Below are 24909 nucleotides of genomic sequence, written 5' to 3' on the forward strand. Positions count from 1 at the left end.
CTTTTGCGGAGGCTGACGCTAAAGTCGCCGTTGACGACAACGACAAGAATTCCGATATGACGACGAGCAATACGGCAGCGCGGGCGCTGCCGGTAGTGGACGCGCGGATCTACCCGCGCGGCGGCCTGGACATCCTCTCGCGCGCCGAAGTGGCGCGCCTGCGCGACGCCTCCAGCGGCGGCCTGCACGAGCTGCTGCGGCGCTGCGCGCTGGCGGTGCTGACCAGCGGCAGCGCCTCGGACGACCCGCGCGCCGCGCGCGACCTGTACCCCGACTTCGACATCCAGGTCGCCCAGCGCGACCGCGGCGTGCGCATCGACCTGCTCAACGCGCCGGCGATGGCGTTCGTGGATGGGGAGATCATCAACGGCGTAGCCGAACTGCTGTTCGCCGTGATTCGCGACCTGGCCTACATGGCCATCGAACTCGGCCCGGACTCGGCCGCCGACCTCGACTCCACCGAAGGCATCACCAGCGCCGTGTTCGGCCAACTGCGCAACGCGCGCATCCTGCAGCCTGCCGATCCGAACCTGGTGGTGTGCTGGGGCGGCCATTCCATTTCGCGCGACGAGTACCTGTACACCAAGCAGGTCGGCTACGAGCTGGGCCTGCGCGGGCTGGACATCTGCACCGGCTGCGGCCCGGGCGCGATGAAGGGGCCGATGAAGGGCGCTACCATCGCCCATGCCAAGCAGCGCAAGCGCGACAACCGCTACATCGGCATCACCGAGCCGGGCATCATCGCCGCCGAGTCGCCGAACCCGATCGTCAACCATCTGGTGATCATGCCGGACATCGAGAAGCGCCTGGAGGCCTTCGTCCGCATCGGCCACGGCATCATCGTGTTCCCCGGCGGCGTCGGCACCGCCGAGGAAATCCTGTACCTGCTCGGCATCCTGCTGCGCGAGGAGAACCGCGGCCTGCCGTTCCCGCTGATCCTGACCGGCCCGACCATCGCCGCGCCGTACTTCGAGCAGATCGACCGGTTCCTGCGCCTGACCCTGGGCGAGGCGGCCACCTCCCGCTACCAGATCATCGTCGGCGACCCGGTCGCGGTGGCGCGCAAGATGGCCGAGGGCATCCAGCAGGTGCGTCTGTACCGCAAGGACCAGAAGGACGCGTTCTACTTCAACTGGTCGGTGGACATCCCGCTGGAGTATCAGCGTCCGTTCGTGCCCAGCCACGAGGCGATGGCCGCGCTCGACCTGCATCACGGGCGCCCGCCGCACGCGTTGGCGGCGGACCTGCGCCGCGCCTTCTCCGGCATCGTCGCCGGCAACGTCAAGGAAGACGGCATGCGCCGCATCGAGGAGTACGGCCCGTTCGAGATCCACGGCGACGCGGACATGATGCAGGCCCTGGACGAACTGCTGCGCGCCTTCGTCGAGCAACGCCGGATGAAGATTTCCGGTGAGTACCGGCCTTGTTATCGGGTCATGGCCTGAGTTCGATCCGGATCGTCGCCACGAACAAGGCGTCGTCCTCCAGGCCCGTGCTCAGGACGCCGCCCTGCATGCTTTCCAGGCGGGTGCGCAATGCCGACAAGCCGACCCGGTGGCCACGACCCAGATGAGGCGTGGAACCGGCCGGGGGCAGCGTATTGCTGACGTCGATCTTCAGTTGGTTGTGTGCTTCGCCGATGGCGATGCGGATTTCGCCGCCATCGGGCGAGCATTCGATGCCGTGATGCACAGCGTTCTCGACCAGGGGTTGCAGCGAAAGCCGCGGGACCCTGGCCTGCGGCAGCGGCGACGGTAGCGCCCAGTGCACGCGCAGGCGCGTTCCGAAACGAATGGCTTCGATGTCGAGGTAGCGCCTTGCCAGGTCGATTTCGTCGTCGAGGTTGACCAGGTCGGGCGTTGCCAGCGCAGCGCGGAACAGATCGGATAGATCCATCAGCAACTGTTCGACTTGCTGCGGTTGGCGATGCACCAGCATCACCGCGGTGTTGAGCGTATTGAACAGGAAGTGCGGTTGCACGCGCGCGGTGAGCGCGTCGATTTCCGCCTGTTTGGCGCGTTCGACCAACTGCTTGATGCGGATATGGTTGTTCAACGCAGCCATGCCGAGCAGGCCGATCAGCAATGCGATGCCGGACAGCTGCAGCGAGAGTGTCAGCCATGCCGCGGTCGATAGCTGCCAGTAGTCGCCGAACGCGGACAGGATCACCCAGCTGATCAACCAGGTCAGCAATTGCATCAGGCCAAGCGTCGCGGCGGTGATCAGCAGGATGCCTCTTCCGGCCAGGGCGCGGCGCAGCATCAGCAGGCTGGCCAGGGTCAGCAATGCCACCCATTGGATGCCGAGCGACGCCAGGCCGAAATAGACCCAGCGGTTTCCCCCCGGACCCTGACTCGGGGTCAGCGCCAGGATGGCGGCGATGCATTCGCCGGCCATCACGATCCAGATCAGGGTGGATGGCTGCTTGAGCACCTGCAACTGGTCGTTCGAGTACGCGGGGGAGGGCATCGAGGGCGGGCGGAGGAGGGTAGACGCGCATCATGCCGGCAACGGCGTCGGTCCGCACGATCCGTTCAGTCCCCGATATCTGCCATCCGTCGGCGATGGCTGGCGCGGCGGCGCTACTCCCGTTAGCGTTCGCTTGGGGAAATTTGGGGAGACGATATGTGCGTTCCTGAGCAGCGTGACCTTGCCGGATCGGGGCAGCGCGGGTTCACGCTGGTAGAACTGATGGTCACGGTCGCCGTGCTGGCGATCATCATGGCGCTGGCGTTTCCCAGCTTCACCATGCTGATCCGCAGCAACCGACTGACCAGCACCGCCAATGAGCTGGTCGCTGCCTTGCAGGCGTCCCGTTCCGAGGCGGTGCGCCTGAATGGCGGAGTCAGTCTGTGCCGCAGCGACGACGGCAGCACCTGCGCCAGCGGCGGCGACTGGACCCATCTGCTGACGGTGACGCGCGACGGCACCGTGCTACGGACCACAACGCTGCGCACCGGCCTGTCGGTGTCGAGTCCGGCGCTGGATGCGTCGGGCGACAAGATCACGTTCGGTGCGGATGGCATCGCCCGTGACAGCAACGGTGCATCGCTCAACACCGATGAAATGATCGTCGTCTGCATGCCGGTCACCAGTCCCTCCGACAACGTGCGCACCGTGTCGATGAGCGGAGGCAGTCGGGTTTCCATCTTGCGCAGTTCGAACGGCGGCCAGTGTTCGGCCCAGACCGCTCCTTGAAAAGCAGAGGCGCTATGAAACGGCTCCACAGTGGCAGGAACATCGCCGGCGTCACCCTCATCGAGGTGATGATCTCCGTGCTGATACTCGGGATCGGGATGCTCGGCGTCGCCGCAATGCAGACGACAGCGTTGCGCAACAACCAGAGCGCGATGCAGCGCAGCCAGATCGTGATGCAGACCTACACCATCCTGGATGCGATGCGCGCCAACCGTGACGCCGCGCTGATTGGCGGCTACAACACCTCGGGGATGGTCTGTACGGCGCCCACTGGCGGCAGCCTGATCGAGAATGACCAGGCCGCGTGGCTGGCTGGCCTGAAGGACGCTGTCGGTGGTGATCCCGAGACCACATGCGGTTCCATCGCCTGTCTCGATGGGAATTGCACAATCGGCGTCCAGTGGGACGACAGCCGTGCAAAAGACGCCGCCGATAATGGCAGTGCCACGCAAAAGCTGGAAACGGTGACGCAGCTGTGAGAATCATCTTCTTTCGTACGTCACCGTCGCGCCAATCCGGCTTCAATCTGGTCGAGTTGATGATCTCGATGCTGCTCGGCCTGCTGGTGGTCGGCGCGGCCGTCGGTATTTTCCTGTCCAATCGCAAGACCTATGCAGCTACCGAAGGCCTCAGCCGTGTCCAGGAATCGGCCCGCATCGCCTTCGAGATGATGGCGCGGGACATCCGCGAGGCCGGCGGCAATCCTTGCGATTCGGGACTGCCCGTGGCCAACGTGTTGTCCGACCCTACCGCGACCTGGTGGAAGGACTGGGCGCAGCCGCTGCAGGGGTTCGACAACAGCAGTCCGCCTGGCATCACGTCCAAGAGCGGCACCGATGCGATTCAGGTGCTGTCCGCCAGCACCGGCGGCGCCACAGTCACCGCGCATAACGCCGGCACCCAGACCCTCACCCTCAACGCCGCCGCCCCCGATCTGCATGCCAATGCGGTGATGTTGCTGTGCGACCGGCAGCAGGTCGCGGTGTTGCAGGCCGATGGGGTCTCCGGCACCAGCGTGACCTACGCAAGCGGTTCCTTGAACGCATGCAATCGGTTGGGTCGCCTGCCCGGCGTCTGCGTTGCCGGTTCCAACAGTTACACCTACGAAATGAACTCCCTGCTGACCGAACTGCGCGCAGTACGTTGGTATCTGGCCGACAACACGCGCGGCGGCACGTCGTTGTACCAGGCCGTGGTCGGGCCGGGCGGCACGATCACCGTCAACGAGATCACCGAAGGCGTCTCGAATCTGCAGTTCGAGTATCTGTTGACAGGGGCCAGCACCTATGAACCCGGCACTGCAGGCCTGAACTGGGCCAACGTGGTGGCGGTCAAGGTCGTCATGACGGTCAATTCCGCAGATGCCGTCAGTAGCGACAATACGCAGCTGTCGCGCGAGGTGACGACGATCGTGAGCATCAGGAACAGGAATTCGTGAGCATGAATTCGCCCATCCATCGGCAATCCGGTATCTCCCTCATCATCGTATTGATGCTGTTGCTGGTCATGACCTTGCTGGGTCTGGCGGTGCTGCGCAGTACCCTGCTGGAAGAGCGCATGTCGTCCAACATGTACGACCGCAGCCTGGCATTCCAGGCGGCGGAAGGCGCGCTGCGCGACGCGGAGAAAGTCATCCAGGGCGCCGCCGCAAGCGGCAATCCCGTGGGGTTCAACTGTTCCTCTGGTACGACGGTATGTCCTGCGGTGCCGAGCAATACCTATACCGGCAATGTCAACGGGTGTGCGCTGGGGGCCCAGGAGTGCTGGGTGGATGCCGCCGTTACCCAGAAGCTCCAGTCCAGTGCTGCGCAGTACTACATCCAGTACATGGGGCAGCGTACCAGCGAAGACCAACTTGGCCTGGGCTCCAGCATCAACCAGAACCAGTACGGCGGTACCGGCGGTACCTCGCTCGAACACTATTACCGCGTCATCGCGCGTAGCGCCAACCCCACCGCGGCAGGTGGGCGCGCGATCGTCGTGCTGCAAACCAACGTCACCGTCAAGTAAGGGCCTTCACCATGACCAGTCGAGCAAAGAATGCGACGCGCAAGGACTCGTTCCTCGCCGTGGCGGCGGGTCTCCTGATCGGGACGATCGGTAGCGCTGGCGCGGACGTCGACGTGTCGCAGTCTCCGCTGTACGTGGGCAGTACGGTGCCAGGCAATCTGGCGATCGTGCCCTCTGTCGAGTTTCCTACCGTCATCAGCAAGGCGAACCTGTCCGATACGTATTCGGCGACCTCCAAGTTCGTCGGCTACTTCGATTCTAAGAAGTGCTACAAATACAACTACAGCACCACCGAGACGGATCGCTATTTCTATCCGGTCAGCAGTCTCGGCAGCAGTCCGACAAATTATTCCTGTGCCGGGACGCAGGGCGCCTGGTCGGGCAATTTCCTCAACTGGGCGGCTACCCAGACTATCGATCCGTTTCGTTCGGCCTTGACCGGAGGCTATCGCGTGCGCGATACCGCGACCGAGACGATTCTGGAGAAGGCGGTGGCAGACCGCGCCAGTACTCAGAACTTCCCGCGGCGCGTGATCACTAACAATGCCACGCTCATCACCGGCGGCACGTCGGCGACGTGGCAGAACCTGAACATGCGCATCGATGGGCTTGGCAACAAGATGCGATTCAGCTACGGCGCGACCACGGATACGGTGGTCGCATACGATCCTTCCGTCCATGCCTTGAACGGCAGTTACCTCAATCCAAACGGAACCGCGTGTACTGCTCAGGGTAACAGAGGCTGCGTCCTGGATACCACGCTTACCTTTGAAGTGTCGGTTCGCGTCAAGGTGTGCGTCAGCGGCTTCCTGGAAGACAACTGCGTCGCCTATCCGAACGGGGGATACAAGCCAGAGGGCTTGATTCAGCAATATGCGACCCGCATTCGCTACAGTATCTTCGGGTACAAGAATATCGATAACAATGGTGTCGACACCGGAATTTTGCGTGCCAAGCAGAAGTTCGTTGGTCCCTATAGCTACAATCCAGATCAAGGGCGTCTCGCCAACACTGCACGCGAATGGGATCCCCAAACCGGTATCCTGTATCAAAATCCCGACTCTGCCGATGCCGACGCTACGACGGCGGTGATTGGAAATGGCTATCCGATCGTCAATAGTGGTGTCATCAATTACCTGAACAAGTTCGGCCAGCTCAATACGGGCAAGAATGTCAAGTCGTACGATGACGTAAGTGAGCTCTATTACGCTGCGATTCGCTATTTCAAGCATCAGGGTAATGTGGCCGCTTATTCCGCCCTTAGCGGGGATTCGCTCAGTAAATACAGGCAGGCCGACGGCTTTCCGGTGATTACCAGCTGGAATGATCCGATCTCGTATCGGTGTCAGGTCAATGTCATCCTGGGTATTGGCGACACCAATACGCATAACGACAAAAACCTGCCGGGCAATACCGCGAATTTGAATGGGGAGCCGACCCAGCCTGCCGAGGTGAGCAGCGACAAGTCCGTGAACGTCATCACCAGGATGACCCAGATCTGGCGCAAAGAGGGACAGAATGCGGCGAATGCGGCGACCAAGGCTTCGGCAAGTCAATTCAATGGCGACGGCAATTCGGCCTACATCGCGGCGCTCGCCTACGATGCGCACACCAAGGACATGCGCCCGGATACCGCAAGCGACGGATTTCCAGGCAAGCAGACGCTTTCTACCCATTGGGTGGACGTGGTTGAGTACGGTGACTACAAGTCGCCTAGTACCAATCAGTATTGGCTGACGGCCAAATACGGCGGTTTCCAGGTGCCCGAGGGTTACGATCCGGATACCAATTTGGACGCTTTGGCGGATGGCACCTGGTGGAATGGCACGTCCTATGTCAACGGCAACAATACCTATAAGCAGCCGGACAACTACTACATCGCCGCCGATGCGGAGAAGATGATTGCCAGCCTGCGCAAGGCATTCGAGCGCATCCTGGACGAAATGAAGGGTTCCGCCGCATCGTTGGCCAGCAATACGACCAAGCTCGAGTCGGGTGCTCGCACCTACCAGTCCGTCTTCTACAGCGGCACCTGGCGCGGCGATCTGATTGCGTACAATGTCAACCAGACCACAGGTGCGCTTACCCAGGCATGGAGCGCCAGTGGCCAGTTTCCGGCATGGAATGCGCGGACCATCAAGTTTGCCAGCGGCGCCACTACGCTTTCGAATTTTGCCTATGGCAATCTGACCAGTACGCCATTGTCTTCCGCCACCCAGCAGCAGATCGACTACCTGCGGGGTGATCGCACGAACGAGAAGGCCAACGGCGGTGCTTTGCGCACCCGCACCGGGTTGATGGGCGACATCGTCAATTCGCAACCGGTCTATGTGGGCTCGCCGAATGCGCGGCTTTACACCACCGCGACCTTTACCGGTGCCAGCGCCTACGCGTCGTTCGCTGCTGCCAAGGCGACGCGCACGCCGATGCTCTACGTGGGCGCCAACGACGGCATGTTGCACGGTTTCAACGCCAGCTCTGGCGCGGAGACGTTCGCTTTCGTGCCGAAGGCGGCGATGACCGGGCTGCTGAACTACACCAGTCCCGACTATGAGCATCGCTACTACGTGGATGGAGAGCTCACCGTTTCCGACATCTACGATACGGCGACAGCGAGCTGGCGTTCCATTCTGATCGGGACAATGGGGCGTGGCGGCAAGGGCATGTTCGCGCTGGACGTCACCGATCCGGACAACATTTCCTTGCTGTGGGACAAGACGTCCACAGACCTCACTACGCTCGGTAACAATCTGGGCAAGCCGATCATCGGCCAGCTTGGCAATGGCCAGTGGTACGCGATGGTCGGCAATGGTCCCAACAGCAGTGGAGACTCTGCCGATCTGGTGTTGGTCAATATCCTGAGTGGCGTCTCTAGCGACATCTCGACCGGTGCGACTGGCGACAATGGCCTGTCTTCCGTGCTGGCCTGGTCCTCGAACAACGACTACATCGTCGATCGAATCTATGCCGGCGATTTGAACGGCAACTTGTGGCGTTTCGACATGACCGGCGCGTCCGGCACGGCCACCCGCCTGTTCACTGCGCAGTACGGTTCCAAGACCCAGCCGATCACGGCAGCGCCCACCGCCGCGAAGGACCCATCGACCGGATTGACCTGGGTGTTCTTCGGTACCGGCAAATACCTGTCCGATGGCGACCTTTCCAACAAGGACGTGCAGACTTGGTATGGCTTGATCGACCGTGGCCGCGCGATCGCTTCGGATCGCTCCAGCTTGAACAAGGTCGATATCGAGCAGCAGGGCACCGTGAACGGGTACACCGTGCGCGTCATCGAAGATCAGCCAAGTCCCGGCTTGGATGGGTGGTATATGGACTTGGTGCCGCCATCGGGAACTGCCCAGGGAGAGCGCATGGTCGTCTCCAACTTCTTCCAGGGAACCGCCTTGATCGGTACCACGCGCATACCCGACTCGGGCGATGTCTGCAGCCCAAGTGGCAAGGGCTTCGTGATGGCGATCAATCCGTTCACGGGTGGGCGTATGCCGCAGTCGTTCTTCGACCTGGATGGCAGTGGTGGCTCCAGCACCGGTGATACCCTGAACGGCAAGCCCGCCTCTGGCATCGGGCTGGACAGCAGTCCCAACAGCCCCATCTTCATCGGCAATCAGATGCAGATCGGGCTGGACAATGCCAGCACCGTCGGCATCGGCACCAATAGCAGCGCGCTCAGTATGAAGCGCGTGTCCTGGCGTGAACTCCTGAGGAACGATTGATGCGTCCCCTTCTTTGTGCTCCCTCGCGGCAGCGTGGCTTCACCCTCATCGAGATCATGATCGTGGTGCTGATCGTGGGCATTCTTGCGGCGATCGCCTTTGCCAGCTACGAATCCTATGTTGTGAAGTCGCGGCGTTCCGCTGCGGCTGTCTGCCTGCAGCAGGGTGCGCAGTTGGTGGAGCGTTTCTATACGACCAACATGACCTACGTCGGTGCAACCGCGCCCACATGCGATGCGGATCTGTCACAGTTCTATACGATCGCGTTCGATGGCACTCCAAGCGCAAGCGCTTTCAAGCTCACCGCGACTCCGAAGGGAAGGCAACTGGCGAAAGACACCAAGTGCGGCACTCTTGGGCTGGATCAGAAGGGCGCACGGACGACCTCGACGGGTGCGCTCGAAACTGACTGCTGGTGATCCGGTTGCCGGCCTTGTGCTGGCGGGGAAGATGAGCGCTTGGCGACCCTCTTGCCATGCCCCCGAGGCCTCTATACAATGCGCCTCCCCGCCCGAATAGCTCAGCCGGTTAGAGCACTTGACTGTTAATCAGGGGGTCGTTGGTTCGAGTCCAACTTCGGGCGCCAAATCTGCAAAGGCCGCGAGCGATCGCGGCCTTTGCTTTTTTCAGCTTTTCGGTTGGCAGGCCTGACTTGCCGCCGACCTGGCCAAGCGGGTCCGGCCGGCGTTGTTCACGACCACCTCGGCCAGCAGGCGTCCCTTCCCGCAGATCCTGATGCTGAGGTTGCTGCCCGCGCTGCGGCCATCAGGAAGAAAGCGAACGGCGCCCCTGCCACTGTTTGAAATGACGGTCATGGAGGCTGCCGCCGGTGCGGTTTCCAGGCCCAGAACGCTGCCAGGGTCGGTCGGTTGCGACTGTCGGTCCAGGTCGCGGTAGACCATCCATCCGTGGCTCCAGTCATTGTCCTCGCGGCATTTCCCGCCGCCACTGGATGGGCATACGCTCACCGGCACGCCGTAGCTGATGGCGCTGCTGCGCGCCAGGGCGAGTTGGGAACTGAGCCGATAGCTGGTGACGGATAGGCGCTGGCGCATGACGAGGTCCTGGAAGGCCGGTATGCCGATCGCGGTCAGTACGCAGATCATCGCCATCACGACTGCCAACTGCAGCAATGTGTAGCCTTGAGCACTGGATTTCCTCATGGAAGCCATCCTTCGATGGGGAGGGCTGTCAGTTTCGATCCCTTGACATGGGGGCTTGAATGAGAGGGTTCACCGTTCCCATGTAAGGAATCATCCCGGCGGTGCGTCAGCCGAGGCTCGCTCCACTCAAATTCATCTCGAGGCCCGTTCATGTCCGACCGTTTCCAACTCGTATCGCCATACTCGCCGGCCGGCGACCAGCCGCAGGCGATCGAGAAGCTGGTGGCCGGCTTCGAGGCCGGACTGGCCAAGCAGACCCTGCTCGGGGTGACCGGTTCGGGCAAGACCTACACCATCGCCAACGTGGTCGAGGCGATCCAGAAGCCGACCCTGGTGATGGCGCCGAACAAGACCCTGGCGGCGCAGCTGTACGGCGAGTTCAAGGCGTTCTTCCCGAACAACGCGGTCGAGTACTTCGTCAGCTATTACGACTACTACCAGCCGGAGGCCTACGTGCCGTCGTCGGACACCTTCATCGAGAAGGACAGTTCGATCAACGAGCACATCGAGCAGATGCGCCTTGCCGCGACCAAGACGCTGCTGTCGCGCCGCGACGCGCTGGTGGTGGCCACGGTGTCGGCGATCTACGGCCTGGGCGCGCCGGAGGACTACCTGTCGCTGCGCCTGATCCTGTCGATCGGCGAGCACATCGAGCAGCGCCAGCTGATCAAGCACCTGACCGACCTGCAGTACACCCGCAACGAATACGAGCTGCACCGCGGCACGTTTCGCGTGCGTGGCGAAGTCATCGACGTGTTTCCTGCCGAGTCGGACAGCGAGGCGCTGCGCATCGAGCTGTTCGACGGCGACGTCGAGCAGCTGACCCTGTTCGATCCGCTGACCGGCGAGACCCTGCGCAAGCTGCAGCGTTACACGGTCTATCCGAAGACCCACTACGCCACCACCCGCGAGCGCACGCTCAGCGCCGTGGACACGATCAAGATCGAGCTGAAGGAGCGGCTGGAGCAGCTGTACGCGCAGAACAAGCTGGTCGAGGCGCAGCGGCTGGCGCAGCGCACCCAGTTCGACCTGGAGATGATGGCCGAGGTCGGCTACTGCAACGGCATCGAAAACTACTCGCGGCATCTCACCGGCAAGGCCGCGGGCGAGCCGCCGCCGACCCTGTTCGACTACCTGCCGGCCGACGCGCTGCTGGTCGTCGACGAATCCCATGTCACCGTCCCGCAGATCGGCGCGATGTACAAGGGCGACCGCTCGCGCAAGGAGACGCTCGTGGAATTCGGCTTCCGCCTGCCATCGGCGCTGGACAACCGGCCGCTGCGCTTCGAGGAATGGGAGGCGCGTTCGCCGCGCAGCATCTATGTCTCGGCCACGCCCGGTCCGTACGAACTGCGCGAGTCGGCCGGCGAGATCACCGAACTGGTGGTGCGACCGACCGGACTAATCGATCCGGAAGTGGAGATCCGTCCGGTCGGCACCCAGGTCGACGACCTGCTGTCGGAGATCGGGCTGCGCGTGGCGTTGGGCGATCGCGTGCTGGTCACCACGCTGACCAAGCGCATGGCCGAGAACCTCACTGAGTACCTGAGCGAACACGGGGTCAAGGTGCGCTACCTGCACTCGGACATCGACACGGTCGAGCGCGTGGAGATCATCCGCGACCTGCGCCTGGGCAAGTTCGACGTGCTGGTCGGCATCAACCTGCTGCGCGAGGGCCTGGACATGCCCGAGGTGTCGCTGGTGGCGATCCTGGATGCGGACAAGGAGGGCTTCCTGCGTTCCACCGGTTCGCTGATCCAGACCATCGGCCGCGCCGCCCGCAACCTGCGCGGCAAGGCGATCCTGTACGCGGACCGGATGACCCGCTCGATGCAGGCGGCGATCGACGAGACCGGACGTCGCCGCGAGAAGCAGGTGGAGTACAACCTCGAGCACGGCATCACCCCGAAGTCGGTGGCGCGGCCGATCGTCGACATCCTGGAGGGCGCGCGCGCCGACGGCGCGGTTGAGGCCAAGTCCGGCAAGGGCAAGGGGCGCCGGGTGGCGGAGGAGCCGGCCGACTACCGGATGCTGGAACCGGCCGAGGTGGCGTCCCGGCTCAAGGCGCTGGAACAGAAGATGTACCAGCACGCCCGCGACCTGGAGTTCGAGGACGCGGCGCGGGTGCGCGACCAGATCAAGAAGCTGCGCGACGCCAGCCTGGTCAGCTAGCCGCACGGCAGCTGGCCTCGTCCTCGCGGCTATTGTTCTTGGCCGCAAGGTGGGCTAAGATTCGCGCCCCTGCAGCGGTATGTCCGCAGCAGCGATGGGCGGTTAGCTCAGCGGTAGAGCACTACCTTGACATGGTAGGGGTCACAGGTTCGAACCCTGTACCGCCCACCACGACATGCAGACGATGCACTCGTGGAACACAACAGGCCGGCGCTCGCCGGCTTTTTTGTTGCCCATCGTCCAGCGCAGGGCAGGGCGATCGCGTGCTGGCGGCGGGTGGCCCTGGCGCCCGGCTTGCTTTAGCATCAGGCCGACGATCAGGCGAGGAGGCCGTACGCATGATGGAATATCATCATACGATTCAAGTCAAAGGACGTTACCAGCTGGTGGCGTTGACGCGCGAACCGGAATACAGCCCCGCCAACGTGGTCGGCTATACCGTCACTACCGCGGGTGGCGCGCGCCTGGACTCGCACGACATGTCCTGGGACGAGGCGCGGGTCTGGATGGATACCCTGGTCGAGCAGGACGGCGGCGGCGTCAGCGTCGAAAAAAAGCCGTCGAAGAGCAAGCCGAGCACCCGGCGCCGAAGCTAGAATAGCCGCCAAGGTGCATCAGGGAGGATAGGGGCTTGTCGAATCGTAAGATCGTTGCGGCTGTGGTCGTCGTCGCACTCACTGCCGTTGTCGGCTATTTCCTGTCCGGCTACCTGGTGCTGCTGCTGCTCAAGCTGGATACGCGCCTGTTCGGACTGGGCACCTATTACGAATACGTGCATGCCATCGGCTTGCCGCAGGTCGCGCCCTTCGTCGGCAAGATCAAGTGGGCCGGCTACCTGGGCTTTGGCTTGCCCGGGTTGCTGTGCCTGCTGACGCTGGTACTGATGTTCAAGCCGCGCAAGCAGGCCTTGCACGGCGACGCCCGTTTCGCCGGTGCCGCCGACCTGGCCAAGCACGGCCTGTTCAAGCAGAGCGGCAACGGCATCGTGGTCGGCAAGTTCCGCGGCAAGCTGGTGCGCCTGAGCGGTCAGCAGTTCGTCATCCTGGCCGCGCCCACCCGTTCGGGCAAGGGCGTCGGCGTGGTGATCCCGAACCTGCTCGAATACCAGGAATCGGTGGTGGTTCTGGACATCAAGCAGGAAAACTTCGATCTCACCAGCGGTTGGCGCGCCAGCCAGGGACAGGAGGTGTTCCTGTTCAACCCGTTCGCCGAGGACCGGCGCACGCATCGATGGAATCCGCTCAGCTACGTGTCCGACGACCCCGCGTTCCGCGTCTCTGACCTGATGAGCATTGCCGCGATGCTGTATCCGGATGGATCGGACGACCAGAAATTCTGGGTCAGCCAGGCGCGCAACGCGTTCATGGCGTTCGCGCTGTACCTGTTCGAGAACTGGGACGACGAACGCAACATCGGCTTCCCGGGCGGCCTGGGCACCCCGACGCTGGGGGCGATCTACCGGCTGTCCTCGGGCGATGGCAGCGACCTGAAGAAATACCTGAAATCGCTGTCGGAACGGCGCTTCCTCAGCAGCAACGCCAAGTCGGCGTTCTCCAACATGCTGTCGCAGGCCGAGGAGACCTTCGCATCGATCCTGGGCACGTTGAAGGAGCCGCTCAATGCCTGGATCAACCCGGTGCTCGACGCGGCCACCAGCGACAACGACTTCCTGCTGACCGACCTGCGCAAGAAGAAGATGACCATCTACATCGGCATCCAGCCCAACAAGCTGGCCGAGAGCCGCCTGATCATCAACCTGTTCTTCAGCCAGATCATCAACCTCAACACCAAGGAACTGCCCAAGAGCAATCCGGCGTTGAAGTACCAATGCCTGCTGCTGATGGACGAGTTCACCGCGATCGGCAAGGTCGACATCATCGCCTCGGCGGTGTCATACATGGCCGGCTACAATGTCCGGCTTCTGCCGATCATCCAGAGCATGGCGCAGCTGGACGCAACCTACGGCAAGGACGTGTCGCGGACCATCATCACGAACCATGCACTGCAGATCCTCTACGCTCCGCGCGAGCAGCAGGACGCCAACGACTACTCGGAGATGCTCGGCTACACCACCTTCCGCAAGAAGAACATCACGCGCGGCAAGGACGTGACCCGCAGCGTGTCGGAAGAGAGGAGGGCGCTGATGCTGCCGCAGGAACTGAAGGCGATGGGGAACGATCACGAGGTGTTCCTGTACGAGGGCATCCCGCATCCGGTGAAGTGCGACAAGATCAAGTACTACAAGGACCGGCACTTCACCGCGAGGCTGAAGCCGAAGGTCAATGTGCCGACGCTTTCCTTGTGACATAGGGTGACGTGGTTCGCAAAATTATTGGCAATCTGGCTGGATTGAACGCTTTTTTGCCAAAAGCTTGACGTGAGCATGGCCCTGCGGCACATTCTCGCGATGCTGGTGCGGGGCAATTGGCAATAGGAACAGGGGCGTGTGTTCCCAGGACGCACGCGAGGGTGACATGGAAAGTTTTCTGACAAATTCCGTTTTTCTCGGCGCTGAAAGCCTGTCCTCGGACGTCCTTCGTCTGCAGGAGCGCGTGCGTGCGCCGGATTTACGCGATCCCCGACGCTGTCATCGGGCTCTTGCGCCGACTGTGCATCGCGCCGTGCCGTCCCTGTGGCGAAACCTGCAGTTCTCAGACCGTCGGCCGTTTGCCGGCCGTCCATCAAAAAACGTTTCCGCAATTTAGAGGCTCGCGTGAAAAGAACGCATATGTTTCGGATGATCGCCACTCTGAGCGCCGTTGCGCTGCTGAGCGCCTGTGCCACCAGGCCGGCGCCTGATTTCCGCGGCAGGTGGAAGCCGGTCAACCGGTTCTCCGAGTCGACGATGGAGATCCCGCTGTACTCCTCGTACGTGTACCAGGCGGTGCCGATGGACGGCACCCTGAAGACGATGCTCGAGCGCTGGGCCAAGGACTCGAACATGCAGTTGAGCTACAGCATCCAGTCCGACTACACGCTCTATGCGCCGGTGGCCAAGATCAACACCACGAGCATCCAGCAGGCGGTCGCCGAACTCAGCGTGGTCTATGCGCAGGAAGGCGTCACCGTCTCCGCTGCGGGCAACCGCATTCTCGTGCAGCCATCTTCTTCGCTGAGCGGGACTGCGGCGCCGGCCGGCGACGGCAACGCGAAGTGACTTTACTTTCGGAGGCCGTCCATGTGCCTCCGCAGCCACATTACGTAACCTGGTGAAGTCTGATGTTCGGTAAAAAACCAGTTGAGAGCGAAAGCGTCAACAAGGCGGTTGCAAAGGCTGTCAACTACGAGATCAGCATCGCTGATCTGGCGCGGCGCAGCGAGCGCCGCGCGTGGTGGGTCGCGTTCGGCGCGATCGTCATGTGCCTGCTGTTGGGCGGCGGCTATTACTACATGCTGCCGTTGAAGGAGAAAATTCCGTACATCGTGATGGCTGACGCCTATACCGGGACGTCCACCGTGTCCGTTCTGCGCGATCCTGGCGAAATACGCAGCATCACCGCGAGCGAGGCATTGGCCAGAAGCAATGTGGCGCGCTTCATTACCGCCCGCGAGTCCTACGATTACGAGATGATGGGCCTCAACGACTGGAACACGGTGTTCTCCATGGCGCCATCAGATTCCGCTGTGGGCAGCGAGTACAGGGCGCTCCACGCGCCCAACAATCCATCGGCGCCTTACTTCACCTATGGCAAGGTCCGGTCCATTCGCGTGAATATATTGAGCATCACCTTGCTTGGCGGTGGCGCTCAGCCCTACACCGGTGCGAATGTCCGTTTCCAGCGCAGCATCTACGACAAGAAGACCGGGCAGACGACACTGCTGGACAATAAGTTCGCGATCATGGGTTTTCGCTATAGCGCCGATCTGGTGATGAAAGAGGACCTCCGCGTCGAGAATCCGCTGGGTTTCCAGGTCACCGATTATCGCGTCGACAACGATTACGCCGCGATTCCGGCGCCGCCGCCGTCAGCGCTGCAGCAGACGCCGGTTGCCACGCCCAACCAGCAGCTTGCGCCGGGACAAGTGCCTGCGCCAGGCCAGGTGCCGGTACCCGGCCAGGTGCCAGCGCCGCAGGTTCCCGGTCAGCCGATGTCACCCGGGGCGGTACCCCAGACCAACGGCGCGATGCCCATGCAGCAGGCGCCCGCGGCGGCACCTGTCTATCCGGAAGCGCAGCCTGCCGCCGCGCCTCCCGCGCCCAACGTTGCACCTCAGAACAATGGCAATGGAGCGAACGTTCGATGAGTTTCATGACGAAAACCGGTTCGGCGTGTGCCGCGATGCTGGCACTGGCCTTGTTCGCGCCGCTTGCCTCGGCGCAGGTGGTCCAGCAGTATGAGTACGAACCCGACAAGATCTACCAGGTGCGGACCGGCCTCGGGATCACGACGCAGGTCGAACTCAGCCCGAACGAGAAGATCCTCGATTACAGCACCGGTTTCACCAGTGGCTGGGAGCTCAGTCGTCGCGAGAACGTCTTCTACCTGAAGCCGAAGAACGTCGACGTCGACACCAACATGATGATCCGCACGGCCACCCATTCCTACATTCTGGAATTGAAGGTGGTCGCCACGGATTGGCAGCGTCTGGAGCAGGCCAAACAAGCCGGCGTGCAATACAAGGTGACGTTCACCTATCCGAAGGACACCAGCTTCGCTGCAGCCAGCGATGAGGTGAAGGACGAGTCGCAACTCGATACGCGCATGTCCAAGGATCGTCATTACTATTTCGATTACGACTACTCGACGCGCTCGAAGCAGACATGGATCGTGCCGAGCAGTGTCTATGACGACGGCAAGTTCACGTATATCAAGATGGACCTGACGCGCTTCCCGACAGGTAATTTCCCGGCCGTGTTCGGCCGCGAAAAGGAAAATGACGAGGATTTTCTGGTCAATACCACAGTCGAGGGCAATACCCTGATTGTCCACGGGACCTATCCTTTCCTGGTTGTCCGCCACGGCAAGAATGTTGTCGGCTTGCGTAGGAATAAGCAAAAGTGAACTCGAACATACCTCCGTCTGACGAAAATAACGGCAACGAGCGGGACCAGCCGCGTTCTCCGCAAGCGGGCGACGCGGGTAAGGAGAATCCTTATTTCGCCCGCCAGCGCCAGGCTGGCGAGCCGGATCTGGATGCCAACGAGCCAGTGCTGCGCTCCAGCGATGTGCAGAAGCTCAATCGCAAGGCGCTGATCTTCCTTGGTGGCATCGCGCTGCTGCTGATCCTGGTCATTTTCTGGGTGGTGGGGAGCAGCGGCTCCAGTGAGCCGAAGCCGAAACCGCGGCAGGAAGCGGTCGTGGCGCCCGCATTACCTCAGACCACGGCGCCTCCGCCGCAGCAGCCGGTCGAACCGGTGCAACTGGCGGAACAGCCGAGCTTGCCGCCGTTGCCGCCGATGCCCACCGACACCGAGATACAGGACTCGCAGTCCTTGCGGCAGGAGCGCGGTCCCTCGCTGCTGGAGCGACGCATGGTCGGGGTGCAGGATCCCGCTGGCGGCGGACAGCAGGGAATGCCTGGCTTGCAGCCGGGCATGCCAGCGCAGCAGGAGGAGCAGCAGACCTCGGCCAAGCCCATCGCCAATCCGGACGGCTTGCTGGTGCGCGGCACCTATATCCGTTGCGTGCTCGAGACGCGGATCATCACCGATTTCCCGGGCTTCACTTCATGCATCATCACGGAGCCGGTCTATTCGATCAACGGCAGGCGCTTGCTGTTGCCGAAGGGATCCAAGATGCTCGGTCAGTACGGTGCGATGGAGCCGACCGGCCCGCGGATGCAGGTCGTTTGGGACCGCATCACCACGCCGACCGGCATCGATGTGACGTTGATGGGTCCTGGCGTGGACAACCTCGGCAGCGCCGGTCACCCTGGCAAATACAGCGCGCATTGGGCGAGCCGGATTTCTTCGGCATTGATGATCAGCATGCTCAGCGATGCATTCAAATGGGCGGCGGCAGAACACGGTCCCTCGACGACCACGGTGGGCCTCAATTCCGGCGTTGTGACCGAGCAGCCGTTCGAAAGCAACACGGCGCAGTCCATCCAGCGCTTGTCGGAGCAGGCGTTGGAGCGCCGCCGTCCTGCCACCGTGACCATCAACCAAGGCACCGTCGTCAATGTCTATGTGGCAAAAGACGTCGACTTCACCGCCGTGCTGCCCCGTTGATCGCGTAGAGACAGCCTCGTGACCCTCGACGACTCCCCGACCGCGCAGATCTCCACGGACTTCCTGGATTACCAGTACTCGGTGCTGGGCATCCTGGATTACCTGAATTCGCCGGAAGTGACGGAAATCTGCATCAACCGTCCCGGCGAGTTGTACCTGGAGACGCTGCGTGGCTGGCAGAAGATGGACATCCCGTCGCTGACGTTCGATCGGGCTCGCCAGTTCTGTACGGCGGTGGTCAACGAAAGCAACACCGGCCAGCGCATCACCGATACCGATCCGGTGGTGTCGCTGACCTTCCCGACCGGGCAGCGTGCGCAGTTCGTCATTCCGCCTGCATGCGATGCGGGCAAGGTGTCGATCACGATCCGCCTGCCGTCCAAGCACACGAAGACCCTGGAGCAGTACAAGGAAGACGGATTCTTCGAGGAGATCCTGGAGCAGAAAGCGGGCATCAGCGATCAGGATCGCGAGCTGCTCGAGCTCAGGCGCGAACGGAACTACGCCGAGTTCTTCAAGAAGGCGGTGCTGTTCAAGAAGAACGTCGTCGTTGCCGGCGCCACCGGCAGCGGCAAGACCACGTTCATGAAGTCGTTGGTGAACCATATTCCCAACGAGGAACGCCTGGTCACCATCGAGGACGCGCGCGAGCTTTTCATCAGTCAACCCAATTCCGTGCATTTGCTCTATTCGAAAGGCGGACAAAGCACGAGTAACGTGACGGCCAAGAGCTGCATGGAGGCTTGCCTGCGCATGAAGCCGGATCGGATCATCCTGGCGGAGTTGCGCGGCGATGAATCGTTCTACTTCATCCGTAACTGCGCCTCTGGTCATCCCGGCTCCATCACCAGCTGCCATGCTGGCAGCATCGGCCAGACCTGGGATCAGTTGGCGTTGATGGTGAAGGCTTCGTCCGAAGGTTCGGGTCTTGAGTTCTCGGTCATCAAGCGCCTGCTGATGATGACCATCGACATCGTGGTGCACATCAAGTCGCATGCCGGCCGTCGCTATATCACCGGCATCGATTTCGATCCGGAGCGCACGCTCCATGGGGGTCAATGAATATGTTCATTAAGGTGAGTTCCCATACCTCGTCGTATTGACTTTGATTTTCCCTTCGAACACGATTGTTTGCGTCATTTGCGACCCGCCAGCTATTCGCCGGCACGGTCGATGGACACAGGAGTAAGCGAGGCATGTTGCCAGGCATGGAACTATTGAGTTGCCCCGAAATGGCGGTTCCGGCCGAAGTGATGCAGCACGTCGTGCGCGTCGAGTCGTCGCATAATCCTTTTGCGATCGGTGTGGTCGGCGGCCGTCTGGTGCGACAGCCGCAGAACCTTTCCGAAGCCGTCGCCACCGCACGCATGCTCGAAGAAAAGGGCTACAACTTCTCGCTTGGCCTGGGGCAGGTCAACCGCTACAACCTGGTGAAGTACGGGCTCGATTCCTACGAGAAGGCCTTCAAGACCTGCCCGAACCTGCAGGCGGCCTCCAGAATCCTCGCGGAATGCTATAGCCGTTCGGGGGGCAATTGGGGGAAATCCTTCAGCTGCTACTACTCGGGCAATTTCGAGACCGGCTACAAGCACGGCTACGTGCAGAAGGTCTATGCCTCGATCAACCAGGGGCGCGTGCAGGCGGACATTCCTGCAGGGGCGATTCCGCTGGTTTCATCCGGTGTACGCCGCACTGCTGGCGAAACCGCGAAAGCGGCGGTGGTCCGCGAACTCGATTCGGTCGTGTCGCGACGCATCGAAGCCGCCAATCAACTGGCCAACCAACTCGCCACGCAGCAACAGCCGTCCGCGCTCTACCAGGCGGCGACGCTTCCGGCAACGCAGGCACAGCAGCCCCGTGCAATTGGCGGCAACGCGAGTGCCCCAGCGCAGGCGGCCGCGGCCAGCAATCCGGATCTCTATGTAATACGACCGACAGGCACCGGCAAGGGAGTGGCGGTGCCTGCCGGCGGCGGAGCCGATCCAGCTTCGCACGCCCCTGCGAGCAATTCCCAGTTCGTCGCAGGGGCGGCCGTTCCTGGCTCGAACTCGCCGCCGCCTCCCCCTGGCGACGGGGCTTTCGTGTTCTAGCCAGTTGAAAGTAGCACTGCCATGCGAATGGCGTTTTCGATCACCCCTCTGTTCCAAATCAGGAGATACATCATGAAGTTCAAGAAAATCGAGATGACTGCCGGCGCCAAGGTTGCGGGCATGGCCGCGCTGAAATCCGCGCTGTTCGTGACGGCGCTGCTTGCCGCCAATATCGCGATGGCGACGGACGGCGGCTACGCAGGTGCCGACAAGAAGGTCTGCGGCTTCCTCAGCAACGTCAACAATATCCTGAACATGGGCTCGGTCGCGGTCGTGACCATCGCCGTTGTCGTGGCCGGATACCAGATCGCATTTGCGCACAAGCGCATCTCCGAGGTATCGCCGATCCTGATCGGTGGCGTGCTGATCGGTGCGGCAGGACAGCTGGCCAACATGCTGATCGGCGACACCGGCCAGACTTCGTGCATCAAGACCACCACCACTGGTGCGCTGATGATCCAGAACGCTCTTCAGTACTATGCATAAGAACGTCCTTTTCCGCGGCTGCACCCGTCCTGCAATGTTCTTGGGGGTGCCTTACATTCCCTTTTTCATCGGGGCGGGCGGCGGCTTGCTGATGGGGATGTACTTCGATCTGTGGTTTTTGCTGCTTATCCCGGTGATCATTTTTTTCATGCAACAGATGACCAAACGGGACGAGATGATATTCAGGATGCTTGGGCTTCGCTGGAGGTTCAGGATGCGCGTGCGCAACCTGCAGCGCTACTCCGGGATGTGGGTATTTTCTCCCAATGAATATCGAAGGAATGTGCCGGGCGCCAAGCCTTAATTCGACTTGGCATGTGTGCCTCGACCCCATGCACGAACGGTTCGTTTCGTGCATGGGGTTGTTCGGTTTTCCGAGGCGCGGTAGCTGAACGCTCGTAGACGAATAATTGTTCGACTGTTCCCGCCTCAACCGAGTCGGGCCTTGGCAAGACGAAATGGATTCAGAGTCATCCCACTATGTTCATTCCAGATACTTCGATCAGCGAATTCATCTCCATCTCCACGCATGTAGCGCCTTCGGTGCTCAAGACGACGGGGGGAGACTTCATGTTGACCTGGCATCTGGGAGGGCTGCCGTTCGTCGGCCGCGAGGAGTGGGAGATCGAGCATCGCCACAATACGTTCAACCGGATGCTGCAGACCCTGCGCGCACCGGATTTCGCCAACGTGGCCTTCTGGGTGCATGACGTTCGCCGCCGCCGGCGCATCAAGTCGAGCGGCAAGTTCCGCCAGGCCTTCAATCAGGCGCTGTCGGACGAATACTACGGCGCGCTTTCGTCGCAGAAGATCATGCAGAACGAGTTGTATCTGACCATGATCTACCGCCCCGTGGTCACGGGAAAGCGGCTGATGGACAAGTCGTCCAACATCGCGCAGCTGCAGACCGAGCAGGATCAATCGATCATCAAGATCCTGGAGTTGGCCGGCAACGTCGAGGCCGTGTTGAAGGACTATTCGCCTTACCGGCTCAGCATGTACGAAGCCAGCAATGGCGTCGTATTCTCCGAGGCGCTCGAATTCTTCGGCTATCTGATCAACCGCATCGACGAGCCGGTGCCGGTGCTGCAGGCGCCGATTCCCGCATACCTGCCGGTCAGCAAGCACATGTTCGCCAACAAGACCGGCGACTATGTGATCAAGACGCCCGAGGGCTTCAATCACTTCGGCGCAATCCTGAACATCAAGGAATATACCGACGGAACCTATCCCGGCATCCTGAACGGCCTGAAGTATCTCGATTTCGAGTACGTGGTGACCCACTCCTTCAGCCCGATGGGGCGTCACGACGCGCTGAAGGTCCTGGACCGTACCAAGGGCATGATGATCTCGTCGGGCGACAAGGCGGTCAGCCAGATCCACGAACTGGACCTGGCGATGGATCAGCTGTCGTCGGGCAACTTCGTGCTGGGCGAATACCATTTCACCATCGCCGTCTATGCCGACACCCAGGAAAAGCTGTCGCAACAGGTCGCGACCACCCGTGCGGAGTTGTCCAACGCCGGGTTCGTTTCCACCAAGGAGGATCTGGCCATCGCGTCGTCCTTCTATGCGCAGCTTCCGGGCAACTGGAAGTACCGCACGCGCCTGGCCAACGTCAGTTCGCTGAACTTCCTTGGCCTGTCCCCGTTGCACAATTTCGCTCAGGGCAAGCGCGACAACAATCCGTGGGGCGAGTGCGTCACTACGTTGCAGACCACCAACGGGCAGCCTTACTACTTCAATTTCCACGCGACGCATCCGGCGGAGAATTCTCTGGGCGAAAAGGCGATCGCCAATACCATGGTGATCGGCAAGTCCGGTACGGGTAAGACCGCACTGATCAACTTCCTGCTCAGCCAGGTGCAGAAGTTCGACCCGATTCCGACCATCTTCTTCTTCGATAAGGATCGCGGCGCAGAAATCTTCGTGCGCGCCTGCGGCGGAAACTATCTGGCCCTGGAAAATGGCCGCCCGACCGGCTTCAATCCGTTCCAGTGCGAGCGCAGCGAGGCCAACGTGCAGTTTCTGGCCGACCTTGTCAAGGTTCTGGCCGGCAAGCTCGAGTACACCTCGCGCGAGGAAGAGGACATCTTCCGCGGCGTCGAAGGCATGCTGGATACGCCGATGCACTTGCGCAGCATGACCAACTTCCGCAAGAGCCTGCCCAACATGGGCGACGACGGCCTGTATGCACGCATGCGCAAATGGACCGCGGGCAACTCGCACGGTTGGGTGTTCGACAACCCGGTCGACACCATCGACCTGGAAAAGGCCAGCATCATCGGCTTCGACTACACCGACGTCATCGACAACCCGGAAGTGCGGGTACCGGTCATCAACTATCTGCTGCACCGCCTCGAGGCCTTGATCGACGGACGCCCGCTGATCTACGTCATGGACGAGTTCTGGAAGATCCTGGACGGCAAGGGCGGCCTCAAGGAATTCGCCAAGAACAAGCAGAAGACCATCCGTAAGCAGAATGGCCTTGGCATCTTCGCCACGCAGAGTCCGGAAGACGCGCTGGCCAGCGATATCTCGGCGGCGCTGGTCGAGCAGACCGCCACCATGATCCTGTTGCCCAACCCCAACGCCAGCAAGGAAGACTACATGGAAGGACTCAAGCTCACCGAAGCCGAGTACCAGGTGGTGGTCAATCTGGACGAACGCTCGCGCTGCTTCCTGGTCAAGCAGGGCCATGGCTCGTCGGTATGCCAGCTCAATCTGCGCGGCATGGACGATGCGCTGGCCGTCATCTCGGCGTCTACCGACAATATCGAAATCATGCACCAGGTGCTCGAGCAAAAAGCCAAGGCGCATGGCGTGGCGCCGGATGATCTGACGCCCGAGCAATGGCTCAGCGAGTTTTATGCCAAGCGCAAGGGGTCCGGAAAATCGGCAGCCGGGAAACCGTCGTCTTCGGATAGCCGCGGTACTGCCACTGTCGTCTGATGGCGCTCGTTTGGATTGTGATCGCTACGTTCTCCTACAAGTTTCAGTGTTGAGGTGTTTATGGACAGGACTATGAAATCTTCCAATCGGTTCCGCATCGTCTTTGCCTTGTTCGCGCTGTGCGCGTTGTCGCCTGCCACTGCGCTTGCGCAGTGGGAGGTGGTCGACAATAAGCAGATTGACGAAAATGAAAAGAATACGGACAAGCTGAAGGACAAGCTTGACGAAATTCGCAAGGCGAACCTCGTTGGCGCTAAAGACAAGGACAAGGCGAGCGGTGACGAAGTCGAAAAGCCAAAGGAAGAACTCAAGAAGGTCGACGACAGCTACGGCGTTTCCCAATGTGCAAGCAGCACGTCTGGTACGTCTGTTTCCAGCGAACAACAGAAGACCTGCGAACTCATCCAGCGCACACGCAACTCGCAGTACAACTACATGGTGGCCATGTACGACATCACGGCCAAGCGGTTGGAGCGCTTGCGCGCGATCGAGAAAGAGCGCCAAGACATCAAGCCGGAAGAGATCGGCAAGCTCGAAGACAACACCAATAAGCTGATTGCGCTGAAGACATTGATGGACATCGATCGTCAGCAGACCGAGTCGGCCATGTTTGCCTATGAAAAGCGGCTTTCCTTTCTGACGCAGGTGCAGTCCGCTGGAGCCCGGGCCGCGATGACCGGCCAGACGCCGCCATCGGCGACGGAGACCGGGGGCGGTGGCTTGTTCCCTGGTTGGAGCGGGCTGGGAGATATAGCCAGCAAGTTGGTTGGCGGTGCAGTCATGGAAGGTGCATTGCAGGCGGCAAAGACATCGAAGCCCGATGGCTTCAAACGATTGAGTATCGACGACTAGTCAGCATTGTTCCGGAGCCTTTCTAAAAGGCCTCGGTTCGCAGGGATAGAGCTCAGCGATGAGCGCGCCGCGCTATGGAG

At 61.4% G+C, this 24909-nt stretch carries 22 protein-coding genes and 2 tRNA genes; 22 read left to right on the forward strand and 2 right to left on the reverse strand.

The annotated features are described in order from the left end of the window. The first annotated feature begins 56 nt into the window (after positions 1 to 56). Positions 57 to 1445, forward strand: coding sequence for a nucleotide 5'-monophosphate nucleosidase PpnN (gene ppnN / locus JR064_RS02745; protein WP_206228746.1), 1389 nt, complete (start codon positions 57 to 59; stop codon positions 1443 to 1445). Here the strand turns inward: ppnN and JR064_RS02750 are convergent. Next, the gene (locus JR064_RS02750) at positions 1435 to 2469 is read right to left on the reverse strand and encodes a histidine kinase (RefSeq protein ID WP_206228747.1); all 1035 of its coding nucleotides are present in this window, start codon (positions 2467 to 2469) and stop codon (positions 1435 to 1437) included. The two genes, ppnN and JR064_RS02750, sit on opposite strands and share 11 nt — an antisense overlap. Positions 2470 to 2625: 156 nt before the next feature. Here JR064_RS02750 and JR064_RS02755 point away from each other — a divergent pair, with 156 nt between their 5' ends. From JR064_RS02755 to JR064_RS02785, 7 genes are all read left to right on the forward strand, one after another. Beyond that, positions 2626 to 3198 carry a GspH/FimT family pseudopilin gene (locus JR064_RS02755; protein WP_206228748.1) on the forward strand — a complete coding sequence of 191 codons (573 nt, stop codon included), beginning with the start codon at positions 2626 to 2628 and terminating at the stop codon, positions 3196 to 3198. A gap of 14 nt (positions 3199 to 3212) precedes the next feature. Next, positions 3213 to 3677 (forward strand): type IV pilus modification protein PilV, encoded by a 465-nt coding sequence (gene pilV / locus JR064_RS02760; protein WP_206228749.1) that lies wholly within the window; start codon positions 3213 to 3215, stop codon positions 3675 to 3677. Positions 3678 to 3679: 2 nt separating this feature from the next. Continuing rightward, positions 3680 to 4636: a PilW family protein gene (locus tag JR064_RS02765; RefSeq protein WP_484607059.1), complete on the forward strand. Its 957-nt coding sequence runs from the start codon at positions 3680 to 3682 to the stop codon at positions 4634 to 4636. A gap of 2 nt (positions 4637 to 4638) precedes the next feature. Continuing rightward, positions 4639 to 5208: a pilus assembly PilX family protein gene (locus JR064_RS02770; protein WP_206228750.1), complete on the forward strand. Its 570-nt coding sequence runs from the start codon at positions 4639 to 4641 to the stop codon at positions 5206 to 5208. Positions 5209 to 5219: 11 nt separating this feature from the next. Then, positions 5220 to 8942, forward strand: a complete 3723-nt coding sequence (locus JR064_RS02775) for a pilus assembly protein (protein ID WP_206228751.1) — start codon at positions 5220 to 5222, stop codon at positions 8940 to 8942. Then, a complete protein-coding gene (locus tag JR064_RS02780; RefSeq protein WP_206228752.1) occupies positions 8942 to 9361 on the forward strand; it encodes a type IV pilin protein in 420 nt (139 codons plus the stop codon). Before JR064_RS02775 ends, JR064_RS02780 begins: the two co-directional genes overlap by 1 nt. A 90-nt stretch (positions 9362 to 9451) precedes the next feature. Then, positions 9452 to 9528, forward strand: a tRNA-Asn gene (locus JR064_RS02785). Positions 9529 to 9568: 40 nt separating this feature from the next. On the opposite strand, the gene JR064_RS02790 is transcribed toward JR064_RS02785, so the two are convergent. Further along, positions 9569 to 10105 (reverse strand): GspH/FimT family pseudopilin, encoded by a 537-nt coding sequence (locus JR064_RS02790; RefSeq protein ID WP_206228753.1) that lies wholly within the window; start codon positions 10103 to 10105, stop codon positions 9569 to 9571. Positions 10106 to 10255: 150 nt separating this feature from the next. Here JR064_RS02790 and uvrB point away from each other — a divergent pair, with 150 nt between their 5' ends. The 14 genes from uvrB to JR064_RS02860 all read left to right on the forward strand — a co-directional run bounded on the left by uvrB (position 10256) and on the right by JR064_RS02860 (position 24829). Beyond that, on the forward strand, positions 10256 to 12277 hold the full coding sequence (gene uvrB / locus JR064_RS02795; RefSeq protein ID WP_206228754.1) for an excinuclease ABC subunit UvrB: 2022 nt from the start codon (positions 10256 to 10258) through the stop codon (positions 12275 to 12277). 96 nt (positions 12278 to 12373) lie between these two features. After that, positions 12374 to 12448, forward strand: a tRNA-Val gene (locus tag JR064_RS02800). 167 nt (positions 12449 to 12615) lie between these two features. Next, the gene (locus JR064_RS02805; protein ID WP_179565416.1) at positions 12616 to 12873 is read left to right on the forward strand and encodes a hypothetical protein; all 258 of its coding nucleotides are present in this window, start codon (positions 12616 to 12618) and stop codon (positions 12871 to 12873) included. A 35-nt stretch (positions 12874 to 12908) separates the two neighbouring features. Continuing rightward, the gene (locus JR064_RS02810; RefSeq protein ID WP_206228755.1) at positions 12909 to 14582 is read left to right on the forward strand and encodes a type IV secretory system conjugative DNA transfer family protein; all 1674 of its coding nucleotides are present in this window, start codon (positions 12909 to 12911) and stop codon (positions 14580 to 14582) included. A 423-nt stretch (positions 14583 to 15005) separates the two neighbouring features. After that, entirely contained in the window at positions 15006 to 15434 is a 429-nt protein-coding gene (locus tag JR064_RS02815; RefSeq protein WP_179565412.1) for a hypothetical protein, read from the forward strand. Positions 15435 to 15496: 62 nt separating this feature from the next. Next, on the forward strand, positions 15497 to 16522 hold the full coding sequence (locus tag JR064_RS02820; protein WP_206228756.1) for a VirB8 family type IV secretion system protein: 1026 nt from the start codon (positions 15497 to 15499) through the stop codon (positions 16520 to 16522). Continuing rightward, positions 16519 to 17280, forward strand: coding sequence for a TrbG/VirB9 family P-type conjugative transfer protein (locus tag JR064_RS02825; RefSeq protein ID WP_206228757.1), 762 nt, complete (start codon positions 16519 to 16521; stop codon positions 17278 to 17280). Before JR064_RS02820 ends, JR064_RS02825 begins: the two co-directional genes overlap by 4 nt. Continuing rightward, complete coding sequence (locus JR064_RS02830) at positions 17277 to 18449, forward strand: TrbI/VirB10 family protein (protein ID WP_206228758.1); 1173 nt, start codon at positions 17277 to 17279, stop codon at positions 18447 to 18449. Before JR064_RS02825 ends, JR064_RS02830 begins: the two co-directional genes overlap by 4 nt. 18 nt (positions 18450 to 18467) lie before the next feature. Then, positions 18468 to 19511 (forward strand): P-type DNA transfer ATPase VirB11, encoded by a 1044-nt coding sequence (gene virB11, locus JR064_RS02835; RefSeq protein ID WP_206228759.1) that lies wholly within the window; start codon positions 18468 to 18470, stop codon positions 19509 to 19511. Positions 19512 to 19645: 134 nt separating this feature from the next. Further along, a complete protein-coding gene (locus JR064_RS02840) occupies positions 19646 to 20539 on the forward strand; it encodes a transglycosylase SLT domain-containing protein (RefSeq protein WP_206228760.1) in 894 nt (297 codons plus the stop codon). Positions 20540 to 20611: 72 nt separating this feature from the next. Next, a complete protein-coding gene (locus tag JR064_RS02845) occupies positions 20612 to 21025 on the forward strand; it encodes a TrbC/VirB2 family protein (RefSeq protein ID WP_206228761.1) in 414 nt (137 codons plus the stop codon). Continuing rightward, complete coding sequence (locus tag JR064_RS02850; protein WP_206228762.1) at positions 21018 to 21329, forward strand: VirB3 family type IV secretion system protein; 312 nt, start codon at positions 21018 to 21020, stop codon at positions 21327 to 21329. Before JR064_RS02845 ends, JR064_RS02850 begins: the two co-directional genes overlap by 8 nt. Positions 21330 to 21505: 176 nt before the next feature. Further along, positions 21506 to 23977 carry a VirB4 family type IV secretion/conjugal transfer ATPase gene (locus JR064_RS02855; protein ID WP_206228763.1) on the forward strand — a complete coding sequence of 824 codons (2472 nt, stop codon included), beginning with the start codon at positions 21506 to 21508 and terminating at the stop codon, positions 23975 to 23977. A 72-nt stretch (positions 23978 to 24049) separates the two neighbouring features. Further along, complete coding sequence (locus JR064_RS02860) at positions 24050 to 24829, forward strand: hypothetical protein (RefSeq protein WP_206228764.1); 780 nt, start codon at positions 24050 to 24052, stop codon at positions 24827 to 24829. The last annotated feature ends 80 nt before the right edge of the window (positions 24830 to 24909 follow it).

Origin of the sequence: Xanthomonas bonasiae, from assembly GCF_017163705.1 — a bacterium.
In the GTDB taxonomy this organism is placed as follows: domain Bacteria; phylum Pseudomonadota; class Gammaproteobacteria; order Xanthomonadales; family Xanthomonadaceae; genus Xanthomonas_A; species Xanthomonas_A bonasiae.

Excerpts from the sequence above, each read along its gene's own strand:
- ppnN (WP_206228746.1), top strand. The coding sequence starts at position 57 with ATGACGACGAGCAATACGGCAGCGCGGGCGCTGCCGGTAGTGGACGCG.
- JR064_RS02750 (WP_206228747.1), bottom strand. The coding sequence starts at position 2,469 with ATGCCCTCCCCCGCGTACTCGAACGACCAGTTGCAGGTGCTCAAGCAG.
- JR064_RS02755 (WP_206228748.1), top strand. The coding sequence starts at position 2,626 with ATGTGCGTTCCTGAGCAGCGTGACCTTGCCGGATCGGGGCAGCGCGGG.
- pilV (WP_206228749.1), top strand. The coding sequence starts at position 3,213 with ATGAAACGGCTCCACAGTGGCAGGAACATCGCCGGCGTCACCCTCATC.
- JR064_RS02770 (WP_206228750.1), top strand. The coding sequence starts at position 4,639 with ATGAATTCGCCCATCCATCGGCAATCCGGTATCTCCCTCATCATCGTA.
- JR064_RS02775 (WP_206228751.1), top strand. The coding sequence starts at position 5,220 with ATGACCAGTCGAGCAAAGAATGCGACGCGCAAGGACTCGTTCCTCGCC.
- JR064_RS02780 (WP_206228752.1), top strand. The coding sequence starts at position 8,942 with ATGCGTCCCCTTCTTTGTGCTCCCTCGCGGCAGCGTGGCTTCACCCTC.
- JR064_RS02790 (WP_206228753.1), bottom strand. The coding sequence starts at position 10,105 with ATGAGGAAATCCAGTGCTCAAGGCTACACATTGCTGCAGTTGGCAGTC.
- uvrB (WP_206228754.1), top strand. The coding sequence starts at position 10,256 with ATGTCCGACCGTTTCCAACTCGTATCGCCATACTCGCCGGCCGGCGAC.
- JR064_RS02805 (WP_179565416.1), top strand. The coding sequence starts at position 12,616 with ATGATGGAATATCATCATACGATTCAAGTCAAAGGACGTTACCAGCTG.
- JR064_RS02815 (WP_179565412.1), top strand. The coding sequence starts at position 15,006 with ATGTTTCGGATGATCGCCACTCTGAGCGCCGTTGCGCTGCTGAGCGCC.
- JR064_RS02820 (WP_206228756.1), top strand. The coding sequence starts at position 15,497 with ATGTTCGGTAAAAAACCAGTTGAGAGCGAAAGCGTCAACAAGGCGGTT.
- JR064_RS02825 (WP_206228757.1), top strand. The coding sequence starts at position 16,519 with ATGAGTTTCATGACGAAAACCGGTTCGGCGTGTGCCGCGATGCTGGCA.
- JR064_RS02840 (WP_206228760.1), top strand. The coding sequence starts at position 19,646 with ATGTTGCCAGGCATGGAACTATTGAGTTGCCCCGAAATGGCGGTTCCG.
- JR064_RS02845 (WP_206228761.1), top strand. The coding sequence starts at position 20,612 with ATGAAGTTCAAGAAAATCGAGATGACTGCCGGCGCCAAGGTTGCGGGC.
- JR064_RS02850 (WP_206228762.1), top strand. The coding sequence starts at position 21,018 with ATGCATAAGAACGTCCTTTTCCGCGGCTGCACCCGTCCTGCAATGTTC.
- JR064_RS02855 (WP_206228763.1), top strand. The coding sequence starts at position 21,506 with ATGTTCATTCCAGATACTTCGATCAGCGAATTCATCTCCATCTCCACG.
- JR064_RS02860 (WP_206228764.1), top strand. The coding sequence starts at position 24,050 with ATGAAATCTTCCAATCGGTTCCGCATCGTCTTTGCCTTGTTCGCGCTG.